Source organism: Microcella pacifica (assembly GCF_009371975.2).
GTDB lineage: Bacteria > Actinomycetota > Actinomycetes > Actinomycetales > Microbacteriaceae > Microcella > Microcella pacifica.
In genome coordinates this window covers 33166-54752 of the sequence record NZ_VIKT02000003.1, presented here as the reverse complement: position 1 = coordinate 54752, position 21587 = coordinate 33166, and the positions used below count along the sequence as shown (strand labels likewise).

The following is a 21587-nucleotide window of genomic DNA, read 5'->3' as shown; positions in this document are numbered from 1 at the left end:
CCGCCACACTAGCCGTCGAGCGCCGGTGCCACCCAGCGCACCCAGACGGTGAGGGCGGTCAGTACCGCGGCGACCCCGAGGGCGACGAGGCCGAGGGGGAGCAGCGGGAAGCTCGCGCCGGAGGCGACGATCGCGCCCGTGAGGGCGGCGCTCGCGAGGGCGACGACCGCCCACGCTCCCCGGGAAACGGCGTAGAGCTCCCGGCCGGGCAGCCGGCCGACCGGCAGCAGGAGCAGGAGGAGCGACCCGAACCCGCCCAGCGCGATGGCCGCCGTCGTCTCGGCGGCGAAGGTCTGCCAGAAGCCGATGCTGGGCATGAGGAGGGTGTGCACCGCCCACGCCAGCAGGGCGAGTGTCGCGACGCCGCCGATCTGGGCGATGGCGACTCCGCCGCGGGCGCGCAAACGAGCGGGCTCGAGGGCGAGGCAGGTGATCAGCACTCCGAGCAGCACGGGTGGCTGCAGGTCGAGGAAGCGCGACAGCAGGGCGGCGAAGAGCGCGATGACGAGGATGCCCGGCAGGAGCCTGGCACGCGCCGGGGCGCGCAGCAGGTGCCCGGCGATCCTCGCGGGGAGCACGACGGCGAGCAGGTTGAGCAGCACGAGCCCGAGCCCGATGGCGGCCATGAGCCTGATGTAGCGCACGTCGGCGGCGATACCGCCGGAGAGCGCGGCGATGAGGGCGGCACCCGCGAAGGTGGCGACGACGATGAGCAGGGGGGAGAGCAGTGGCCGTTCCTCGCCTTCGACCGGCGGCTCGTCGGGGGCGCCGTCGGGCTCGTCGTCCTCCCGGTTGCGCCCCGTGAGGCGCCAGGGCGACGTGCCGAGCCTTGGGCCGACGATCGTCGCGTACGCGCGCAGGGGGAGGGCGACGAGCAGCACGTACACGAGCGCCACCACGGGGGCGAGCGCCCAGCCGCCGTGCTCGATGATCTGCTCGGCGGAGGGCAGCGCGTTTCCGAAGCCCGTCTGCGTGCCCCAGTGGGAGGTCGCGGGCTGGCCGCTCCCATCGTCCGGGAGGGGAGGCGTGGTCGCGTCGGGTGTCGGGCTGGAGGGCGTCGTCGGGTCGGGGCTGGGGGATTCGCCCGACTGCGGTGCCTCCGTGGCGCCGGGCCCGGGTGCGCCGGGCGCTGGGGGGCCGCCCGGCGCACCTCCTGGCGTGTCGGGGTCGCGGGGGGAGGCGGTGATCTCGACGCGCTCGCTGGCGCTGCTGAAGTTGCCGGCGACATCCCGTTGCAGCGCCTGCAGGGTCCACTCGCCGGGCCCGGGCAGGCCGAGATCGCAGTCCCAGTCGCCGGTCGGCCCGACGTCGGCCTCGCAGGCGATGTCGCCGTTCGTGAAGACCTGCACCCGGGCATCCGGTTCTCCCCGGCCGGCGACGGACACGTCCGGGCCGCTCACCGCATCGCCGTCGCGCGGGCTCGTGATGAGGGGAGCGGCGGGAGGGGTGCGGTCGATCGTCGCGATCGTCGCGGGGGAGTAGGCCGAGTACTCCGGGCCGAGCGAGGGCAGCGACTGCCGCACGCGCACCTCGTGCTCGCCTTCGGGCAGCACGATGGCGCACGACCAGAAGCCGCTGCCGACCGCGGCAGGGCACGAGTGCTGCTGCGGTGCGCCGGGGCCGATGGACTGCAACTGGATGCTCGCCCCGGGCTCGGCCTGACCGGTGAACCGGCCCGTGGTCGTGACCTGCCCGCCCGAGCCTTCGAGCACGGGTGGGCGCAGGACGCGCAGCACGAGGAGGTCGAGCGGCTCGACCGAGTCGTCGGGGAGGGTCTCCAGGCCCGTGAAGGTCTTCTCGCCGTTCGGCACCGGAATGGTCGGGCACTGCCAGGTCGTCGCGGGGGAGGCGGCGATCGTGCACACCACGCCCGCGCCGGCGCGGCGCAGCTCGAGTGCGCTCCCCGCCTCCTTGGTGCCCTGCAGTACCACCTGCCCGGTGCCGTTGAAGTCGCTCGCCGGCTCCGTGAACGAGGCTGCGGCGGCAGCCGGCACCGGGGGCAGCGCGGTAAGGACGGCCGCGGCGGCCGCGACGATCGCGAGGTGGAGCATCCCGCGCGCGGACGACGACGAGCGGCCCATGCGCATCCCCTCTCCGCTCGTGAGGGCGACGGCCCTCGGTGCTGTCGACGTGCCGACATCGGACCATCCTCGCGACCATCATGGCGCGTTGCGCCGGTGACTGCTGGGCGCCTGCACAGGAGTCACCAAGCCTGGCGCCTGTTGCGGTGCGGAAGCGCGCTCTATGCTGTGCTCATGGAATTCTTGGTCATCGTCGGCGTCATCGTCCTCCTCGTCGTCATCGCGGGCATCTACCTGTGGGCGACGTACAACTCGCTCGTCACCCTCAACGTGCGCGTCGACGAGGCGTGGAGCGACATCACGGTGCAGCTCAAGCGCCGCGCCGACCTCCTACCCAACCTCATCGAGGCGGTCAAGGGCTACGCAGCGCACGAGAAGCAGGTCTTCGAGAACGTCACGAAGGCGCGGGCGGAGACGCTCAGCGCTCAGGGCCCTGCCGAGGCGAGCGCGGCCGAGAACCACATGCAGCAGGCCCTGAAGAGCATCTTCGCGGTCGCCGAGGCGTACCCGCAGCTCCAGGCGAGCCAGAACTTCCTGCAGCTGCAGGGCGAGCTCGTCGACACGGAGGACAAGATCCAGGCCTCGCGCCGCTTCTACAACGGCGGTGTCCGGGAGCTCAACGTCAAGATCAAGCAGTTCCCCAACACCCTCTTCGTGCGCGGTCTCGGCTTCACCGAGCGCGACTTCTTCGAGGTGGCGGACTCGGCGGCGATCGCGGAGCCTCCCCGCGTGCAGTTCTGATCACCGCGCTCGCGAGCAGGGAGTAACCGCACGTGTATCGCGCCATCGCGGCGAACAAGCGCAACACGGTGTTCATCATCATCGTGTTCGTGCTGCTCATCGGGGGTCTCGGCCTCGTCGCCGACTACCTGTACGGCGGCGGCATGACGATCTTCATCGGCACGCTCATCGGGGCGACCGCCTACGTGCTGTTCCAGTACTTCGCGTCGAGCTCGCAGGCGCTCTCGATGGCGGGAGCCCGGCAGATCGAGAAGCGCGACAACCCGCGCCTCTACCGCATCGTCGAGAACCTCGCCATCACCGAGGGGCTCCCCATGCCCAAGGTGTACATCGTCAACGATCCGGCGCCGAACGCCTTCGCGACGGGTCGCGATCCCCAGCACGCCAGCGTCGCGGCGACGACCGGCCTGCTCGAGCTCATGGACGACCGGGAGCTGACGGGCGTCATGGCGCACGAGCTCGGCCACGTGAAGAACTACGACATCCGCGTCTCCACGATCGTGTTCGGGCTCGTCGTCGCGGTCGGCCTGCTCGCCGACATCCTCGTGCGCATGGCGTTCTTCGGCGGCAACCGCAACAACGGCAACCCGATCGTGCTCGTCTTCGGCCTCGTCGCGATGATCGTGGCCCCGCTCGTCGCGAGCCTCATCCAGGCCGCCGTCTCCCGGCAGCGCGAGTACCTCGCCGATGCGACGGGCGCTCTCACGACGCGCGACCCGGAGGCGCTCGCGAGCGCTCTGCAGAAGCTCGGCGACTACGCGCGCCCCATGCGCAAGCAGAACTCGACGATGGCGCACCTGTGGATCAGCGACCCGATGAAGCCCGGCATCGTCGACCGCATGTTCCAGACGCACCCGCCGATCCCGGATCGCGTCAAGCGCCTCATGGAGAACTCGACGCGCTTCTAGCTCGACCGTGCGTCGGCCCCCGCATCACTCCCCGCGTCACTCCCCGTCGACGGCTCGGCGCACGGCAGCGCTCGCGTTTCCGCGGTCCGCGACGACGACGTCTCCCAGCCCCTGCCACGCGGAAGCCCGCCGCAGCAGCGGGGCCACGCGCTCCGCGAGGTGGCCGGCCTGCACCCCCGGCTCGACCCAGGCCGACTGCACGCGCAGCACGCCCGCCTGGCGGTCGCTCTTGAGGTCGAGCCGCCCGAGCAGCATCTCGTCCACGAGGACGGGCAGCGTGTAGTACCCGTACTGGCGCTGGGGCGCGGGCGTGTAAATCTCGATGCGGTACGCGAAGTCGAAGAGGCGCAGGGCGCGGTCGCGGTTCGCCACGACGGGGTCGAACGGCGAGAGCAGAGCGGTCGCCTCGAGGCGGCGCGGGATGCTCGCGCCGGGCACGACGAACGCGGGCAGCGGGCGGCCCGCGCGCTGCCACCCCTCGACCTCGACCTGCTCGACCTCGCCGGCCGCGAGCAGGGCGCGCAGGGCATCCCGCGTCGGGGCGATCTTCAGACGGTAGTAGTCGGCGATGTCGCCGATCGTGCCGACGCCGAGGGCGCGCACGCTGCGACGGACGAGCTCGCGCTCGGCATCGGGGCGCGCGACGCGCTGAGCGTGCAGGGCGGTCATGCCGACCTGGTGCGGGAGGGCGTAGATGCGCGAGAAGCCCCGCCGCCCGCCGCTCACGACGTCGCCGAACGCGAAGAGGTACTCGAGGCCGACCTTGACGTCGCTCCAGCCCCACCAGGGGCCGCGACGCGCGGTCGCCTCGTGCTCGACGTCCGAGACGGTCATCGGACCAACCTCGGCGAGCTCGGCGAGCAGCCAGTCGAGCATCGCGGTGTTCTCGCGCACCCAGGGCTGAGTGCAGGTGAAGCGCTCCCGAAGGGCCTCGCGCTTCCAGTGCCACAGCGGCCAGTCCTCCCGCCGGATGATCGCCGCCTCGTGGGCCCAGTACTCGGTGTAGCGGCCGCGGGCGCTGAAGATCAGCCGGTCGAGGCTCGCCGGGTCGTAGGTGCCGAGTCGCGCGAAGAGCGGCAGGTAGTGCGACCGTGCGAAGACGGTGACCGAGTCGAGCTGCAGCACGCCCAGGTGATCGAGCGCCGCCGAGAGCTGGCGGCTCGTCACGGCCTCAGGATGCGGGCGGCCGAACCCCTGCGCGGAGAGGGCGAGGCGGCGCGCCTGGGAGGAGGACAGCCTGCGAGCCGTGCGCGGCGCAGCGGGGAAAGTGGGCACGCCGCCACGCTAGCGGCGGCGGCCGACGTGCGCCCGACCCGCGGGGCGGACCGACGGCGGCCGAGTAGCAACCGCGCGTTGTCCTGCCGTTCACATCGCGCGGGCGTGCCGGACACCGGCGCTCTCTAGCTTTCGAGAAATACGTGGTTTCCCGTGTCGAGAACACAGCCTCGGCCGCCGCGCACGATCACACGGAGGATTCGTGAAGAACACCCGCACTCTCGCCACCGTCGCCCTCGCGGCGACGGCCGCTCTCACCCTCGGCGCCTGCGCGTCGACCGACGCTCCCGCCGACGGCTTCGACGCGTCGACGGCCACGAGCATCGCCGACTTCGGCACCTTCGCCGACCTCGAGGCGGCCGCGAAGGCGGAAGGCGCCCTCAACGTCATCGCGCTTCCCCGCGACTGGGCCAACTACGGCGAGATCCTCGACCTGTTCATCGAGCGCTACCCCGAGATCACGGTGACCGAGGCGGCCCCCGACTCCTCGAGCGCCGAGGAGATCCAGGCGGCCGAGAACCTCCAGGGCCAGGACACCGCTCCCGACGTCTTCGACGTCGGCCTCTCGGTCGCTCTCGCGAGCACCGACTACTTCGCCCCCTACTTCGTCGAGCGCTGGGACGACATCCCCGACGCGCTCAAGAACGAGGACGGACTGTTCTGGAGCGACTACGGCGGATACATGGCCGTGGGCTACGACCCCGACGCCGTTCCCGCCCCGGAGAGCCTCGAGGATCTGCTCGGCGCCGACTATCGCGGCAAGGTGGCCATCAACGGCGACCCGACCCAGGCCGGCGCGGCCTTCGCGGCCGTCGGCATGGCGACCGTGCAGAACGGCGGCACGCTCGACGACTTCCAGGCCGGCATCGACTTCTTCGAGGAGCTCAACGCTGCGGGCAACTTCGTGAAGATCGACCCGACCCCCGCGACCGTCGCCTCCGGCGAGACCCCCGTCGTCTTCGACTGGGACTACCTCAACGCCGGCTACGCCGCTGACCTCGACGGCCAGCGCAACTGGGAGGTCGTGGTCTTCCCCGGCACCGGCTACGCGGGCTACTACAACCAGGCGATCAACATCGACGCGCCGCACCCGGCCGCGGCGCGCCTGTGGCAGGAGTTCCTCTACAGCCCCGAGGCGCAGAACCTGTGGCTCAAGGGTGGAGCGCGCCCCGTGCTCGAGGCATCGATGGTCGAGAACGGCGAGATCGACGAGGCGCTCTACGCGGCGCTTCCCGAGGCTCCCGCCGACACCGTCGTGCCCAGCTCCGAGCAGAGCGACGCCGCGGCGGCACTGCTCGGCGAGAAGTGGGCGACCGCTGTCCAGTAGCACGCCCGTCGTGACGACGGCCGATCCCCGGCTCCCTGCGCGCCGGGGATCGGCCCCCACGCCCGGCCGAGACGACGCACCGCGCGCCACCGGCACGCGCCGCGGCGGCACGCGGTTCGGCGGCGCCCTGTGGGGCGTCGCGCCCTTCGCGATCTACGTCACGCTCTTCCTCGCGATCCCCACGTTCCTCGCGGTCGCCACGGGGTTCCTCGACGCCGACGGCGCCCTGACCCTCGACAACGTCGCCGCCCTCGCCGACCCGTTCGTCGTGAGCGGGTTCGTGACCACGCTGCAGCTCTCCGCCGTGACCTCCCTCATCGGCGCCGTGGTCGGAGCGCTCGTCTGCTACGCCCTCATCGGCACGAGGTCGGCGGGCCCGCTGCGCTCCGTGATCGATGCGGCGAGCGGCGTCCTCGCGCAGTTCGGCGGCGTCATGCTCGCCTTCGCGTTCGTCGCGACGATCGGCATCCAGGGCCTCATCACGATCCTGCTGCTCGACACGTTCGGCATCGACATCTTCGCCGAGGGCGTGTGGCTCTACGAGGCGCCCGGCCTGATCCTGCCGTACATCTACTTCCAGGTGCCGCTCATGATCATCATCTTCATGCCGGCCCTCGAGTCGCTCAAGCCGCAGTGGGCCGAGGCGACGGCGACCCTCGGCGGCACGACGCGCGTCTTCTGGCTGCGCGTCGGCTTCCCCGTGCTCGCACCCTCCTTCCTCGGCTCGCTCCTCCTGCTGTTCGCGAACGCCTTCTCCTCCTACGCGACCGCCGCCGCCCTCACGAGCCAGGGGCAGTCCATCGTCCCGCTGCAGATCCGGGCGGCCCTCACGAGCGAGACCCTCCTCGGGCGCGAGAACCTCGCGGGCGCTCTCGCGCTCGGCATGATCGTCGTCATGGCGATCGTCATGACCCTGTACGCCCTCCTGCAGCGCCGCGCGGCACGGTGGCAGCAGTGAGCGCGATCACGGGCACGGGAATCCCCGGGCCCCGGCGAGGCACCCGCTGGCTGATCCTCGGCGCCATCGGCGCGATCTTCGCGGTGCCCATCGTCGCGATGGTCGAGTTCACGCTGCGACGGGGGCTCGAGGGCGGCTACGACGTCAGCCGCTGGGTGACTGTGCTCACGGGCGACGTCGGGCCCGAGTACCGCGTGCTCGGCGTCGCGATCGGCAACTCGCTCCTGCTCGCGCTCGCGACGATCGTCATCGTGCTCGTGCTGCTAGTCCCCGCGATGATCACCGTGGCGCTCAAGCTGCCGCGGCTGCGCCGAGTGCTCGAGTTCATCTGCCTGCTGCCGATCAGCATCCCTGCGATCGTCCTCGTGGTCGGCCTCGCGCCCGTGTACGGAGTCATCTCGCGGGCCGCGGGCAGCGGCGTGTGGACCCTCGCCTTCGCCTACGGGATCCTCGTGCTGCCGTTCGCCTATCGCGCCGTGCAGTCGAACATCGACGCGATCGACATCACGACGCTCACCGAGGCGGCGCGCTCGCTCGGTGCCTCGTGGCTCACGGTCATCGTGCGCGTGCTGCTGCCGAACCTGAGGGTCGGGCTTCTCGCGGCCGCGTTCATCTCCGTGGCCGTCGTGCTCGGCGAGTTCACGATCGCCTCGCTCCTCAACCGCCAGAACCTGCAGACGGCGCTCGTGATCGTGCAGAAGGATGATCCCTTCATCGCCGTCATCATCGTTCTGCTGTCCCTGCTCTTCGCCTTCGCCCTCCTGCTCGTCATCGGGTGGATCGGGCGCGCCAGTACCCGGAGGACTCGATGACCACGACCGCCCACCCCACGACCGATCCCACGCGGGTCTCCGCCCCCGTCGCATTCGTCGACGTCGTCAAGCGGTTCCCCGGCATGACGGCACTGGACGGCGTCTCGCTCGAGCTCGCCCCCGGCGAGTTCGTCGCCCTGCTCGGTCCGTCCGGGTGCGGCAAGACCACGGCGCTGCGCGTTCTCGCCGGGCTCGAGATCGCCGACGAGGGCCACATCCTCATCGACGAGGTCGACGTCGTGTCGACCCCTCCGAACAAGCGCGACATCGGCATGGTGTTCCAGTCCTACTCCCTGTTCCCGCACCTGACCGTCATCGAGAACGTCGAATTCGGTCTGCGGATGCGCAGGGTGCCTGCCGAGGACCGTCGCCGACGCGCCGCCGAGGCCCTCGATCTCGTGGGTCTCGATCGGCACGCGCAGCGCTACGCCCACCAGCTCTCCGGGGGCCAGCAGCAGCGCGTGGCCCTCGCCCGTGCCCTCGTCACGCGGCCGCGCGTGCTGCTGCTCGACGAGCCCCTGAGTGCGCTCGACGCCAAGGTGCGCGTTCAGCTGCGCGAGCAGATCCGCGAGATCCAGACCGAGCTCGGCATCACGACCCTCTTCGTCACGCACGACCAGGAGGAGGCGCTCGCCGTGGCCGACCGCGTGGCCGTCATGCGGGCGGGCCGCATCGAGCAGATCGGCTCGCCGGAGGACCTCTACTCGAGCCCCGCGAACGACTTCGTCGCCGATTTCGTGGGCCTGAGCAACCGGATCCCCGGCACGGTCTCGGGCGGGCAGGTGGCGGCCGCGGGCCAGCGGCTCCCCCTCCTCGATGAGAGCGCCGCGGACGGCGAGGTGCTCGCACTCGTGCGCCCCGAGGATGTCGAGCTCGTGCCGCCCTCGACGAGCGGAGCCCTGCCCGGCGTCATCGTCACGAGCTCGTTCCTCGGCCCGCTGCGCCGCTCGCGCGTGCGCCTGAGCGATGGTGTCGAGATCGTCGTGCAGCACGAGGTCGCGGTGAACCCGAGGCCGGGGGAGTCGGTGCACGTGCGCTTCGCCGGCCGACCCGTCGCGGTCGCGCGCGCCTGAGCCGAGTTCTCGAGCAGCGCGGGGCGCATGCCCGTCGCGGAATCCTGCGAAGGGCTCTCGCACTCGGCTCGTAGACTGACCGGATGCTCGGTCTCTTCCGCTCCGCTGGGCGCGACGGCGCGCCCAGCGACGGCGCCGTGTCGCCCGACGTGCCGCCCGGCGTGCGGATCGCGAGCGACTGGTCGTGGCGGGTCCTCGCGATCGCGGGAGCCGCCGGGGTGCTCATCTTCCTCGTCATCCAGCTGAGGCTCCTCGTCATCCCGCTGTTCATCGGCGTGCTCATCGCGGCGCTGCTCGTGCCCTACGCGGGCTGGCTCTCCTCCCGCCTGCGCTTCCCGCGCTGGCTCGCGATCGTGACGGCGATGGTCACGCTCCTCGCGGTCGTCTCGTTCCTCGTGTGGCTCGTCGTCTCGCAGGTGCGCGCGGGCTACGCCTCGCTCGAGGAGCGCTCGGTCGAGCGCTACGACGAGTTCCTGGCGTGGGTGTCGACGACCTTCGAGCTCTCGCCCGACGAGATCAGCGTCATCGTCGACGACACGGTCGCCCAGCTCGACCTCGGGGGCGGCTGGCTGCTGTCGGGCGCCCTCTCCGTCGGCTCGACGCTCACCGAGGTGCTCACCGGCACGGTGCTCGTGCTCTTCGCCGTGCTGTTCTTCCTCATCGACGGGCGCCGCATCTGGCAGTTCGTCGTGGGGCTGTTCCCGCGCCGTGCGCGCACCCCCGTCGACGGCGCCGGCCGAGCGGGCTGGCTGACGCTCACCAACTTCGTGAAGGTGCAGATCTTCGTCGCGTTCGTCGACGCCGTGGGCATCGGGCTCGGGGCGGTCATCCTGCAGCTGCCGCTCGCGCTCCCCATCGCGGTCGCGGTGTTCCTCGGCGCCTTCGTGCCCATCGTCGGCGCCGTCGTCACCGGCGCGCTCGCCGTGTTCGTCGCCCTCGTCTACTACGACATCGTCATCGCACTCATCATGCTCGGCATCGTGCTGCTCGTGCAGCAGCTCGAGGGCAACGTGCTGCAGCCCCTCGTCATGGGCACCGCGGTCAAGGTGCACCCGCTCGCGGTCGTGCTCGCCGTCGCGGCCGGCGGATTCCTCGCAGGCATCCCGGGTACGCTCTTCGCCGTCCCCCTTGTTGCGGTTCTCAACGTCGTCGTCCGCTACCTTTCTCGTGGGCAGTGGCGCACCAACCCCCGGCCGAGCCTCGCCGGCGTCATATCGCCCCACGAGCACGATCCCCCCACGACAGAAAGGCGAGCATGACGATACCCGTGACGCTGGCCGGCCCCACACTCGACGATGTCGAGGCAGCGCGCCTCCTCGTGCGGCGAGTCGCAGAGACGACCCCCATCGAGACCTCGCGCTACCTGAGCGACATCCTCGGCACGACCGTGCTGCTCAAGTGCGAGAACCTGCAGCGCACCGGCTCGTACAAGATTCGTGGAGCCTATACGCGCATGGCGCGGCTCACCGAGGAGGAGCGCTCGCGCGGTGTCGTCGCCGCGAGTGCCGGCAATCACGCGCAGGGCGTGGCCTTCGCCGCGCGCGAGCTGGGCATCCACGCCACGATCTTCATGCCCATCGGGGTCGCCCTGCCCAAGCTCCAGGCCACACGTGACTACGGAGCCGAGGTCGTGCTGCGGGGCCACTCGGTGTCGGAGCCGCTTCAGGCCGCCGCCGAGTATGCCGAGCGCACGGGCGCCATCTACATCCCGCCGTTCGACCACCCCGATGTCGTTGCGGGTCAGGGCACGCTCGGGCTCGAGCTGCTCGAGCAGGTGCCCGACCTCGAGACCGTCGTCATCCCGATCGGGGGAGGCGGGCTCGCGAGTGGCGTCGCGAGCGTGCTCAAGCGACGCGCCGCCGAGGAGGGGCGCACGATCCGCATCATCGGCGTGCAGGCCGCCAACGCCGCCGCGTACCCCATCTCGCTCGCCGCGGGAGAGCCGACCGACATCGCGATCGGCTCGACCATCGCCGACGGCATCGCCGTCGCACGACCGGGCACTCTCAACTTCGCGATCATCCGCGACGCCGTCGACGAAGTCGTCACGGTCGAGGAGGACGACATCGCGCAGGCCATGCTCGTGCTGCTCGAGCGCGCCAAACTCGTCGTCGAGCCGGCCGGCGCCGTCGGAGTCGCCGCCGTCATGCAGGGCAAGGTGAGCGCGCAGGGTACGACCGTCGTCATCCTCTCGGGCGGCAACATCGACCCGCTCATCATGGAGCGCGTCATCAGCCACGGCCTCGCGGCGGGGGAGCGTTACCTCAAGCTGCGCATCCCGTTGCCCGATCGGCCCGGCCAGCTCGCGCGCACGAGCGAGATCGTCGCCTCGCAGAACGCGAACGTCGTCGAAGTGCTGCACACGCGCCACGGCACGGGGCTGCAGATCAGCCAGGTCGAGCTCGAACTGCACATCGAGACGCGTGGCCCCGAGCACGCCGAGCAGGTGCTGGGTGCGCTGCGCGAGGCGGGGTATCAACCGCGCGTCGACTTCTAGCGTCCACGCGCAACGCTCACGCGTTACGGGGTATCAACCGCGCGTCGACTTCTAGCGTGCGCTAGGGGGTGTAGGTCTCGACGTTCACGATCGTGACGGAGACCTGCGCGCCGCTCGGCGCCTCATAGCTCGTCGAGTCGCCGACCTTGAGCCCGAGGATCGCCGAACCGAGCGGGCTCTGCTCGCTGTAGACCGCGAGCTCGCCACCGTCCCCGACGATCTCGCGACTGCCGAGCAGGAACTTCTCGTCATCGCCCATGATCGTGGCCACGATGACCGTTCCCGGCTCGACGACGCCGCTCGACTGGGGCGCCTCGCTGACGGTCGCGCTCTTCAGCAGGGCAGAGAGCGTCCTGATCCGCGCCTCGATCTTGCCCTGCTCGTCCTTCGCGGCGTGGTACCCGCCGTTCTCCTTGAGGTCGCCCTCGTCTCGGGCAGCCTCGATTCGCCGCGCGATCTCGGCCCGACCCTCCGTGCTGAGCTGCTCGAGCTCGGCGTTGAGGCGATCGTAGGCCTCCTGGGTCAGCCACTTCGTGTCGGTGGTGTCGCTCATCTTGTCTGCCTCCTGACGCAACAGAGCCGACCCGGTGGGTCGGCTCGCCGCAGTGATCTGAGGATATTACGGGAGCCAGCAGCGGTACGGCAAACCCGTCACTGCTGGTTCGGATGTTCGCACGGTCTGCGCGAGGGATCGGGTGCGCTCGGGGGAGGCCGGGATCTCGACGATCGTCCACCCCACGATGCCGAAGCTGCTGTTGAGCGCCTGCAGCGCGCAGTGCACGGGGGTGCCCGGTGGTGCCGTAACTTCCCACTGCACGGTGATCGAGGTGTCGGTGGCGTCGGTGTAGCCCAGCTCACGCGTCTCGAGCGTCGCGCTCGTGCCCGAGAGCCCGCCCCAGACGACCCACGCGGTCAGCACCACGGCGAGGGTGATCGCTGCCCCGATGAGGATGCCGCGAGTGCGGCGCTCACTCCCCGCGCTGCGCCCGTAGCGCTCATCGAGGAGATGCTGGGTCGTCGTCATGGTTTCCTGTGCGGCTGGTCGGCGAGCATCCGGGTGCGCTCGGTAGTGTGGCTCTCAGGGTAGTCGGCGCCGCTGAGAAGCGAGCGCCCGGCGCCCTCCCCTTCGGCGTGGTTACCACGCCCACCGACCCGAGGAGCATGCGTGCACTGGCTGACCGCCCTTCCCACCGGCATCGGGCCGAACCCCGTGGACGACCCGCTCATCTCGCCCATCCAGGTCGATGAGAACCTCGTGACGCCGGGCGTCATCGGCTTCGTCGTGACGCTCCTCGTCGCGATCGGCGCGATTCTGCTCGTCATCGACATGTCACGGCGGGTGCGGCGTGTGCGGTATCGCGGAGAAGTGCGCGAACGCCTCGAGGCCGAGCAGGCCTCAGCCGCCGAACGGCGGGTCGAGGGCGACGATGAGGACGCCCGTCCAGTGGCATAGGAAGGCCACGACCGTGAGGGTGTGAAAGATCTCGTGGAAGCCGAACACGCCCGGCACGGGGTTCGGGCGCTTGAGACCGTAGATGACCGCACCGGCCGTATAGGCGAGCCCTCCCACGATGACGAGCGTCATCATCGCCGGGCTCGCGGCGAAGAGGTCGACGATGTACAGCACCGCCGCCCAGCCGAGCAGCACGTAGAGCGGCACGTAGGCCCAGCGCGGCGCGGAGATCCAGAACACGCGGAAGCCGATGCCCAGCAGAGCGCCCGCCCAGACGAGCGCGAGCAGCAGGTAGCCCTTGTCGGGCGGCAGCGCCATGATCGCCAGGGGCGTGTACGTGCCGGCGATGAGTAGGAAGATGTTGGCGTGGTCGAAACGCTTGAGCAGAATGCGCGTGCGCGTGCTCCAGTGGAACCGGTGATACGTCGCCGAGATACCGAAGAGCAGGAGCGACGAGGTCATGAAGACGGCGCTCGACCACGTGGCCGCGACGCCATCGGCGACGACCAGCAGCACGATGCCGGCGACGATCGCCAGGGGAAAGGTGCCCGCGTGAATCCAGCCGCGCCAGGTCGGCTTCTCCTCGCGCTGCTCGATCTGCTCGTACTCGATCGACTCTTCGAGCAAGGGGACGTTCGGGATGTCCGCCGCGGGCTCCTCGTCGACGCGGTCTGCGGCAGTGGTCACGGGCTCCTCGGCGGCAGGCGTCATGCCGCGATCGTAGCCCGCCCACCTCGCAGGCGCCTTTCGACTGGAGGCCGTGAACAATGTGAGCGCGGTGCACTACCGTGATGGCTGTGCAATCGAGGAGAAGTCTCCGCGGGCGCGGCGTGCTCTACCAGCTCTACATGCGTCGGCTGCGGCATCAGTTGTCGGATGCCACGCACCCTCGTCATGTCGCGATGATCCTCGACGGCAACCGGCGCTGGGCCCGACTGCGGGCCGGCGGCACGAGTGCTCACGGGCACCGCGCTGGAGCGGAGAAGATTCGCGAGTTCCTGACCTGGTGCGATGACGCCGGCATCGGGGTCGTCACGCTCTACCTGCTCTCGACCGACAATCTGACCGGGCGCGAGTCGGAGGAGCTGCGCGAGCTCATCCCCATCATCGGCGAGCTCGCGAGCGCCCTCTCGCAGTTCCGCGACTGGCGAGTGCAGCACGTGGGCAGCCGCGAAGGACTGCCCGAGCCGCTTCTGGCCCAGCTGGATGCCGCCGTGGAGAGCACGCGAGACCACGACGGACTCCACATCAATCTCGCCGTCGGCTACGGCGGCAGGCGTGAGATCGCCGACGCCGTGCGGTCGATCGTGCATCATCATGCGTCGGCGGGCGGCACCCTCGACGCTCTCGGCGAGCTGCTTACCCCGGAGAACATCGCCGAGCACCTCTACACGGGAGGGCAGCCCGACCCCGACCTCGTGATCCGCACCTCGGGCGAGCAGCGCTTGAGCGACTTCATGCTCTGGCAGAGTGCCCACAGCGAGTTCTACTTCGTGGAGGCGCTCGGCCCCGACCTGCGCGAGGTCGACTTCCTGCGGGCCCTGCGCGACTTCTCGCGCCGTCAGCGCCGCTTCGGCCAGTAGGCTCGGTGCTTCACCCCTGGAGACCCTCATGACAGCCCTCGATGCGTTCATCGCCGACTTCCACGAAGACCCCGGCTACCTCGACTTCGCCCGTCTCGCCCCCGTCGGCGACCCGGTCCTCGCGGAGGAGCGCGCGCACGCCGAGCTCCTCTCGCGTGCGCGCTTCGGCGCGCTCCAGACGCTCTCTGAGCAGGATGCCCGGGTGCGAGCCGCGCTCGGCGAGATGCTCGGCTTCCGCCCCGATCAGGTGGTCTTCCAGCCGAGTGCCTCGCAGGCGCTCATGCACGTCATGTTCGGGTTGACGGGCGGAGTCTCCGCATCGCCCGGCGAGTTCCCTGCCGTCGGCTACGCCCTCGCGCGGGCGGCGGAGGCTCTCGGAGTTCTTGTGCCGCGCGACCTCGTGCCCGAGCACGAGCGCGTGACGCCGGGCGTGGTGAAGGCGCAGGTAGGGGCGAACACCGTGGCGGTGGTCGTGAGCCTCGTCGACTACCGCACGGGCCAGGTCGTCGATCTGGAGGGGGTGCGCCAAGTCATCGGCGACCGCCTGCTCATCGTCGACGCCTCGCAGGGTGCCGGTGTCGTGGATGCTCCCTGGCAGGTGGCCGACGTGATCGCGGGCGGTGGTCGCACCTGGTTGCGCGCCGGCCCCGGAACCGGGTTCCTGGTGCTCTCCGATCGGGCGCGCGAGAGCCTCACGCCCGTCTGGTCGGGGTGGCTCGCGCAGGGCTCGGTCGAGCCTGTTCACGAGATACTCCCGCCGCAGGACGACGCGGGGGCCTTCCGGGTGGGTGCCGCAGACCCGGGTGCCGAGGCGAGGCTCGCCGCGGCCGTCGAGGCCGTCGTCCGAGTCGGCGTCGATGTCATTGCCCCGGTGGTGCTCGAGCGCACCGCCCGCATTCTCGATCTCGTCGACGAGGCGGGCCTTCCGGTCGTCTCCCCGCGGGAGGACGAGGAGCGGGCGGGAATCGTGGTCGTCGAGCCCGATGCCGACCAGTTCGGCGTGCTCGCCGCCGCTCTGCACAACCACGGCATCTCGGCGACCAGTCGGGAGGGGCGCGTGCGGTTGAGTGCGCACGTGTCGACGGGCGAGGACACGCTGGCACTCCTGCGCACCGCGCTGCTCACCTTCCGGGCGGCGACGCGGCCGTGAGGTGAGCCCCGGGGACCCCTCCTCGGTGAACCAACAGGCAACACGCGCGTGTCGTTGCGCGTCGAGCGCGCCGGGAGGCATAGCGTGGCGCTCATCAGGCAAGCGCCTGATCGAGACGGCCGGAAGTTCGTCTTGCGAGCCCCCGGCCGATCACGTCAGATGAGTCCGGGGGCGCCCGCGCTTCCGGGGTTGGAGCACTGGTGGCCGCATCGAGAACCTCCTCCCAGACATCCCGCACCACGGCGTCGACGACGGAGGTGATGCAGCGCACCTACGTCTTGGACACCTCGGTCCTCCTCAGCGATCCGAGAGCCATGTTCCGGTTCGCGGAGCATGCCGTCGTCCTCCCCGTCGTCGTCATCACCGAGCTCGAGGCGAAACGCCACGATCCGGAGATCGGGTACTTCGCGCGTCAGGCGCTGCGACACCTCGATGAGCTGCGGGTGCAGCACGAGCGCCTCGACTTCCCGATTGCGGTGGGGGAGGAGGGCGGCTCGCTGCGTGTCGAGCTCAACCACTCGAATCAGTCGGTGCTGCCGAGCGGCCTGCAACTCGGCGACAACGACTCGCGCATCCTCGCCGTCGCGCTGAACCTCGCCCAGGAGGGGCTCGCGGTCACGGTCGTCTCGAAGGATCTCCCCCTGCGCGTGAAGGCCTCTTCCGTCGGTCTCGCGGCCGAGGAGTACCGGGCCGAGCTCGCGGTGGACAGCGAATGGACCGGGACGGCAGACATCACCCTCTCGGCCGAGCAGATGGCCGACCTTTACGACCGGGAGACGATCTCGAGCGCTGCGGTGCGGGAGCTTCCCGTCAACACGACTCTCGTCATCCACTCCGACCGCGGTTCGGCCCTCGGGCGCGTTGTCGGTGACGACATCGTGGGTCTCGTGCGCGGCGATCGCGACATCTTCGGACTGCACGGCCGTTCGGCCGAGCAGCGCCTCGCGATCGACCTGCTCATGGACCCCCAGATCGGCATCGTCTCTCTCGGCGGCCGCGCGGGCACCGGCAAGTCGGCGCTCGCGCTGTGCGCGGGTCTCGAGGCGGTGCTCGAGCGCCAGCAGCAGCGCAAGATCATGGTGTTCCGGCCCCTGTACGCGGTCGGAGGGCAGGAGCTCGGGTACCTGCCGGGTGACGCGGGCGAGAAGATGAACCCCTGGGCGCAGGCGACCTTCGACACGCTCAGCTCAGTCGTCTCGCAGAACGTGCTCGACGAGGTCATCGAGCGCGGGCTGCTCGAGGTGCTGCCGCTCACGCACATTCGGGGTCGGTCGTTGCACGACGCGTTCGTGATCGTCGACGAGGCGCAGTCGCTCGAGCGCAACGTGCTGCTGACAGTGCTCAGCCGCATCGGTCAGAACTCGAAGGTCGTCCTCACGCACGATGTTGCCCAGCGGGACAACCTGAGGGTCGGGCGGCACGACGGCGTCGCGAGCGTCATCGAGACGCTCAAGGGTCACGCGCTCTTCGGCCACATCACCCTCACCCGCAGCGAGCGTAGCGCGATCGCGGCGCTCGTCACCGAGCTCCTGGAGGGAAACGAACTGGCCTGAGACCTAGCGCTCTGCGTTCTCGCCGACGGCGCGCAACAGCTCGCCGATCGTGTGCGTGCGCTCGAGCGGGTGCCGCAGGGGAACGTTGTCGACGAGGCTGTAGCGATTGCGTCGCCCCTCGCGCGTCTTGACGAGGTAGCCGGCGTCGACGAGCTCGGCGACGATGCGCTGCGTGCCGCGCTCGGTGATGCCGACGCGCTCGGCGATGTCGCGCATGCGCAGTTCGGGGTCGTCGGCGAGGCACACGAGCACGTGCGTGTGATTCGTCAGGAACGTCCACTCGGCCACGGGAACACTGTACGAGCCGCTCCGCTCGCCCGAGAGCACCAAAATACGCGTTGCGTAATACACGAAAGACAAATCGTGTATTGTGATGCGCGCAAGGAGGTGCATCATGTTCTCACTCGGCAGCCCGCTCGACCCCCGAGCACTGCTCGCGGCGGCGTCCACGCCCCCGCTGGACGGCGCGCTGTGGCGACTCGACGGCGTCACGTTCGCCCTTCTCGTTCTCGTGGTCGGCATCGCCGCGGCCGTGCTGCCCTTCGCACACCGCTCGCTGCGCGGCGACCGCCACGGCACCGCGATCACGGTCGCCCTCGGCGCGATGCTCGCCACGACGGCGTGGCTCGCCCTCGCTGGTCCGCTCTGGATGCTCGGCCTCGCCTGGAGCGCCTCCACCGTCGCGACGCTCGTGGCGCTGGGTCTCGGCGGGGGAGTGCGCGCGCTCCTCCCCGGCGCCCTCTGGCTCATCGCCGCCGACGTCGCGCTCTGGGCCGCGGTCGTGCTCTCGTCGCTCGGTGCCGGCACGGATGCCGCCGCGCTGCTCCTCGTCGTCGCGGCCGCGCTGCGCTGCGCCCTGCCGCCCGCGCAGAGTTGGCTCGTCGGCTCCCTCTACGCGCCGACACCCGTGAGCGCGGCCCTGCACGGCGGCATCGTGAACGGCGGGGGCATCCTCGTCATCACGCAGCTGCCCCTCATCAGCGACAGTCTCCTCGCGACCGTCGCCCTCGCGCTTCTCGCGGGGTTCGGGCTGCTCGTGGGTGTCGCCGCGTCGCTGACAAGGACCGACATCAAGGGTCGCCTCGTCCTGTCGACCGTGGCGCAGATGGGCTTCATGCTGCTGTGCGCCGCGCTCGGCCTCGCCGCCGCCGCGCTCGTGCACCTCGTCGCGCACGGCCTGTACAAGAGCTCGCTCTTCCTCTCCTCGAGCGACGGCATCGACCGACGCGCCTACGAACGCCGTGCCCCCGCGCGCCTCGCGCTCTCTCCCCGCGGCGCAGTCGCACGGGTGGCCACGGGCGCCGCCCTGCCCGTGCTGGCTCTCGCGGCCGTAGCTCTCGCGGTCTATCCGGGCGGTCGCGGAGTGCCCGAGCTGCTGCTTCTCGTCGTCGTCGGCGCAGCCTTCGCCGCCGCGGGCTCCCGCGCGGCGCTGCTCGCCCCGAGCACCGCCCTCGCCGCCGTATCGAGCGCCCTGCTCGCCGCGGGTGCAGCCGCGTACGCCCTCGCCGCCTCACTGCTCTCGGCGGTCGTCGCGCCGTCGCCGACCACGGAGGCCCTGCCCGCCGTCGTCGTCATCGCCGTGCTCACTCTCGCCCTCGTCGTCGCGCTCGGCGTGGTGCGCCGATGGTTCCCGCTCAGTCGCGCGGGCCTGACGCTGCAGGCCTTCGCGCTTGGAGTCGGTGAGCCTCGTGCTGCGAGGTTCTCGAGCAGAGCATCCTCGATGTCCTCGATCCGCACGCCTGACTCCCTCGTCACCTCCCTCACGACAGGAGCATCGTCATGACCGACATCATCGCGCCCACACGCTCGGCGCTGCGAGCCCGCGCACGGGCCGAGATCGCGGCCTCCGTGATCGCCCCCTACTACGGGCTCGATGCCGCGATCGCCGTCAACCCCCTCGTGCCCTCGCTCTCGGCAGGATTCGCCGGCGCCATCGCGCAGGCCGCACCGGCTCTCGGAGCACGTGGCGCACTCTCTGAGGGGCAGTACCGCGACCTGCTCGACTCCGGCCGCATCGCGGAGGCCGATCTCGCCCGGGCGATCCGTCGCCGCCGCGCCGACTCTCCGCAGGGGGCGACCGACCGTCAGCTCGTCACGCGGTTCCTCACCCGCGCTGCCCCGCCTCCGCCGCGTGACCGGCAGCCGCTCAGCGCTCTGGACGATCGTCTCGCGCGGTGGTGCCGTGCAGCACTCGCCCCCGAGGCCGCCGCGTGGCCCGTCCCCGTGGCCGAGCTCGGATTCTTCGGGGCGTGGCGCGCCCTCGCTCTCCACGACGCCACCCTGCCGCGAGAGGCGAGGCGCCGCATCGCGGCACTCCCCGACGTCGCCGATCGCGCCCTCGCCACCGTGCTCGACCGCACCGGCGTGAGTGAGGAGGAGCAGCTCGCGTACTTCCGCGCCGGTCTCGCGCGGCTGCCCGGGTGGGCCGCCTACGTGCGGTGGCGGGCCATGACCTCCGGCGACGTGGACATCGTGGACGTGCTCGCCGTGCGCGCGGCACTCGAGTGGGCGCTCGACGAGCCGCCGGCCACGCCGAACGAGGGGCACAGCGATGACGAGAGTGCCGCGCGCGCGCTCGTGTGGCAGGAGGCCCTCGAATCGGCTCCGCATCGCCGCGTGCTCGAGCAGATTGGCGCACACACGGGCGGTGAGCGAGACGGATCGGCCCCGCGCGCGCACCTCGTCTTCTGCATCGACCCCCGCAGCGAAGGGCTGCGACGGCACCTCGAGCGCCGCGGGCCCTACGCGACCTCCGGCTTCGCCGGCTTCTTCGGCATCGCGGCACTCATGGAGCCCCTCGCCGCGACCGAGCCCGCGGCGGCGTGCCCCGTCCTGCTGACGCCCCGCTACCGGGTCGCCGAACGACCGGCTCCCGGGGCATGGCGCGAGGCCGCGAGGTTCGTGCGCGCGCTCGCGGTCCGTCGGGCCCTGCGCTCAAGCGCGAAGGCGCCCGACGACCTTCCCGGCGCCCCGCTCGGCTGGGCAGAGGTCACCGGGTGGCTCCTGGGTCCCCGCTCGGTCGCCCGTAGCCTCCTGGCGGGGCGAGCCGTGCGCACGGGGCGCCCCGACGACCCCGCCATGAGCGTGCCCACCCTCCTCGACCTCGACAGCGCGCTGACCCCCGAGGCGCAGCTGGATACCGCCGAGGTGATTCTGCGCACCATGGGTATGGTCGAGTCGTTCGCACCGCTCGTCGTGTTCGTCGGCCATGGCACGTCGACGACCAACAATGCCTTCCGCACGGCTCTCGACTGCGGGGCATGCGGGGGCCACCGCGGTGCCCCCAACGCGCGGGCCGCCGCCGCGCTGCTCAACACCCCGGCCGTGCGGGTGGGGCTGCGCGAGCGGGGGGTCAGCATCCCCGAGGCCACCGTCTTCCTCGCCGGCGAGCACGACACGGCGACCGACGTCGTCGCGCTCGCCGACCTGCACCGGCTTGATCCGGGGCAGCGCGAGGCGGCCGCCGCCGTGGAGCGGGATGCGTGTTCAGCAGGGCGCGACCTCGCCGCAGAACGGGTGCGGGATCTGCCCGGGGCGTCGCCGCGCACACCCGCGAGCATCGCCGTCGCGCGTCGGTCGCGAGACTGGGCCCAGGTGTATCCGGAGTGGGGCCTCGCGCGGAACGCGGCGATCGTGATCGGCCCGCGCTCGCTCACCGAGGGCGCCGACCTCGAGCGCCGCGTCTTCCTGCACTCCTATGCGCCCGAGCACGATCCCGAGGGCACGGCGCTCGAGACGATCCTCACGGCACCGCTCGTCGTCGCGCACTGGATCAACGCGCAGTACTACTACTCCGCCGTCGACCCTGACGTCTTCGGCGCCGGCTCCAAGACCGTGCACAACCTCGTGGCGGGGGCCGGAGTGCTCAGCGGCCCGTCGGGCGATCTGCGACTCGGTCTGCCGTGGCAGTCGGTGGGCACTCGCGAGGGCCTCCACCACGAGCCCGTGCGCCTGCTCGTGGTCGTGGACGCCCCGCGCGAGCGCATCGAGCGCATCGTCGAGCGCGCCGACGTCGTGCACGACCTCGTGCACGGCGAGTGGGTGACGCTCGTGCGGCCGGGCGACACGGCTGGCGAATGGGAGCGGTGCACGAGCGTCGGATGGGAGCCGTGGCACCTGCCCGGCGCCGAGGAAAACCAGGGAGAGGAGGCGGCATGAGCCGCGATGGACTGACGA

20 protein-coding genes are annotated in these 21587 nt (G+C 71.0%); 14 read left to right on the top strand and 6 right to left on the bottom strand.

Features of this window, described 5'->3' with window-relative positions; translation table 11 throughout:
* Nucleotides 1-8: 8 nt before the first annotated feature.
* Nucleotides 9-2081 carry an Ig-like domain-containing protein gene (locus FK219_RS02375; RefSeq protein ID WP_152582105.1) on the bottom strand — a complete coding sequence of 691 codons (2073 nt, stop codon included), beginning with the start codon at nucleotides 2079-2081 and terminating at the stop codon, nucleotides 9-11.
* A 174-nt stretch (nucleotides 2082-2255) separates the two neighbouring features.
* On the opposite strand from FK219_RS02375, the gene FK219_RS02370 reads away from it, so the two are divergent.
* Both FK219_RS02370 and FK219_RS02365 read left to right on the top strand, forming a co-directional pair.
* Nucleotides 2256-2822 (top strand): LemA family protein, encoded by a 567-nt coding sequence (locus tag FK219_RS02370; protein WP_152582104.1) that lies wholly within the window; start codon nucleotides 2256-2258, stop codon nucleotides 2820-2822.
* 32 nt (nucleotides 2823-2854) lie between these two features.
* The gene (locus tag FK219_RS02365; protein WP_152582103.1) at nucleotides 2855-3730 is read left to right on the top strand and encodes a M48 family metalloprotease; all 876 of its coding nucleotides are present in this window, start codon (nucleotides 2855-2857) and stop codon (nucleotides 3728-3730) included.
* 36 nt (nucleotides 3731-3766) lie between these two features.
* On the opposite strand, the gene FK219_RS02360 is transcribed toward FK219_RS02365, so the two are convergent.
* Nucleotides 3767-5005, bottom strand: coding sequence for a winged helix-turn-helix domain-containing protein (locus FK219_RS02360; protein ID WP_152582102.1), 1239 nt, complete (start codon nucleotides 5003-5005; stop codon nucleotides 3767-3769).
* 202 nt (nucleotides 5006-5207) lie between these two features.
* Here FK219_RS02360 and FK219_RS02355 point away from each other — a divergent pair, with 202 nt between their 5' ends.
* From FK219_RS02355 to ilvA, 6 genes are all read left to right on the top strand, one after another.
* Entirely contained in the window at nucleotides 5208-6332 is a 1125-nt protein-coding gene (locus FK219_RS02355) for an ABC transporter substrate-binding protein (protein WP_152582101.1), read from the top strand.
* A 10-nt stretch (nucleotides 6333-6342) separates the two neighbouring features.
* The gene (locus FK219_RS02350; protein ID WP_407941878.1) at nucleotides 6343-7290 is read left to right on the top strand and encodes an ABC transporter permease; all 948 of its coding nucleotides are present in this window, start codon (nucleotides 6343-6345) and stop codon (nucleotides 7288-7290) included.
* On the top strand, nucleotides 7287-8102 hold the full coding sequence (locus FK219_RS02345; RefSeq protein WP_328821572.1) for an ABC transporter permease: 816 nt from the start codon (nucleotides 7287-7289) through the stop codon (nucleotides 8100-8102). The genes FK219_RS02350 and FK219_RS02345 overlap by 4 nt, the downstream gene beginning before the upstream one ends.
* Nucleotides 8099-9175, top strand: a complete 1077-nt coding sequence (locus FK219_RS02340) for an ABC transporter ATP-binding protein (protein ID WP_152582100.1) — start codon at nucleotides 8099-8101, stop codon at nucleotides 9173-9175. Before FK219_RS02345 ends, FK219_RS02340 begins: the two co-directional genes overlap by 4 nt.
* An 83-nt stretch (nucleotides 9176-9258) precedes the next feature.
* Complete coding sequence (locus tag FK219_RS02335; RefSeq protein WP_168212434.1) at nucleotides 9259-10434, top strand: AI-2E family transporter; 1176 nt, start codon at nucleotides 9259-9261, stop codon at nucleotides 10432-10434.
* Nucleotides 10431-11672 carry a threonine ammonia-lyase gene (gene ilvA / locus FK219_RS02330; protein ID WP_152582099.1) on the top strand — a complete coding sequence of 414 codons (1242 nt, stop codon included), beginning with the start codon at nucleotides 10431-10433 and terminating at the stop codon, nucleotides 11670-11672. Before FK219_RS02335 ends, ilvA begins: the two co-directional genes overlap by 4 nt.
* Before the next feature lie 61 nt (nucleotides 11673-11733).
* Here the strand turns inward: ilvA and greA are convergent, their stop codons facing one another.
* On the bottom strand, nucleotides 11734-12225 hold the full coding sequence (gene greA / locus FK219_RS02325) for a transcription elongation factor GreA (RefSeq protein WP_152582098.1): 492 nt from the start codon (nucleotides 12223-12225) through the stop codon (nucleotides 11734-11736).
* A gap of 66 nt (nucleotides 12226-12291) precedes the next feature.
* Nucleotides 12292-12696, bottom strand: a complete 405-nt coding sequence (locus FK219_RS02320; RefSeq protein WP_152582097.1) for a DUF4307 domain-containing protein — start codon at nucleotides 12694-12696, stop codon at nucleotides 12292-12294.
* A gap of 141 nt (nucleotides 12697-12837) precedes the next feature.
* On the opposite strand from FK219_RS02320, the gene FK219_RS02315 reads away from it, so the two are divergent.
* Complete coding sequence (locus FK219_RS02315) at nucleotides 12838-13125, top strand: hypothetical protein (RefSeq protein WP_152582096.1); 288 nt, start codon at nucleotides 12838-12840, stop codon at nucleotides 13123-13125.
* Here the strand turns inward: FK219_RS02315 and trhA are convergent.
* Nucleotides 13069-13836, bottom strand: a complete 768-nt coding sequence (trhA, locus tag FK219_RS02310; protein WP_152582095.1) for a PAQR family membrane homeostasis protein TrhA — start codon at nucleotides 13834-13836, stop codon at nucleotides 13069-13071. The genes FK219_RS02315 and trhA overlap by 57 nt on opposite strands.
* Before the next feature lie 80 nt (nucleotides 13837-13916).
* Here trhA and FK219_RS02305 point away from each other — a divergent pair, with 80 nt between their 5' ends.
* The 3 genes from FK219_RS02305 (at nucleotide 13917) to FK219_RS02295 (ending at nucleotide 17411) form a co-directional block, all read left to right on the top strand.
* On the top strand, nucleotides 13917-14708 hold the full coding sequence (locus tag FK219_RS02305) for an isoprenyl transferase (protein WP_152582094.1): 792 nt from the start codon (nucleotides 13917-13919) through the stop codon (nucleotides 14706-14708).
* A gap of 28 nt (nucleotides 14709-14736) precedes the next feature.
* Nucleotides 14737-15858: an aminotransferase class V-fold PLP-dependent enzyme gene (locus tag FK219_RS02300; RefSeq protein ID WP_152582093.1), complete on the top strand. Its 1122-nt coding sequence runs from the start codon at nucleotides 14737-14739 to the stop codon at nucleotides 15856-15858.
* Nucleotides 15859-16118: 260 nt separating this feature from the next.
* Complete coding sequence (locus tag FK219_RS02295) at nucleotides 16119-17411, top strand: PhoH family protein (RefSeq protein ID WP_152582224.1); 1293 nt, start codon at nucleotides 16119-16121, stop codon at nucleotides 17409-17411.
* A 3-nt stretch (nucleotides 17412-17414) separates the two neighbouring features.
* Here FK219_RS02295 and FK219_RS02290 read toward each other — a convergent pair whose 3' ends face one another.
* A complete protein-coding gene (locus tag FK219_RS02290; RefSeq protein ID WP_328821571.1) occupies nucleotides 17415-17699 on the bottom strand; it encodes a helix-turn-helix transcriptional regulator in 285 nt (94 codons plus the stop codon).
* A 106-nt stretch (nucleotides 17700-17805) separates the two neighbouring features.
* Between FK219_RS02290 and FK219_RS02285 the strand changes: the two genes are divergently transcribed.
* Together FK219_RS02285 and FK219_RS02280 are read left to right on the top strand one after the other, a co-directional pair.
* Nucleotides 17806-19194: a proton-conducting transporter transmembrane domain-containing protein gene (locus FK219_RS02285; protein WP_165638014.1), complete on the top strand. Its 1389-nt coding sequence runs from the start codon at nucleotides 17806-17808 to the stop codon at nucleotides 19192-19194.
* Nucleotides 19191-21569, top strand: a complete 2379-nt coding sequence (locus tag FK219_RS02280) for a putative inorganic carbon transporter subunit DabA (protein WP_152582091.1) — start codon at nucleotides 19191-19193, stop codon at nucleotides 21567-21569. The genes FK219_RS02285 and FK219_RS02280 overlap by 4 nt, the downstream gene beginning before the upstream one ends.
* Nucleotides 21570-21587: the final 18 nt, after the last annotated feature.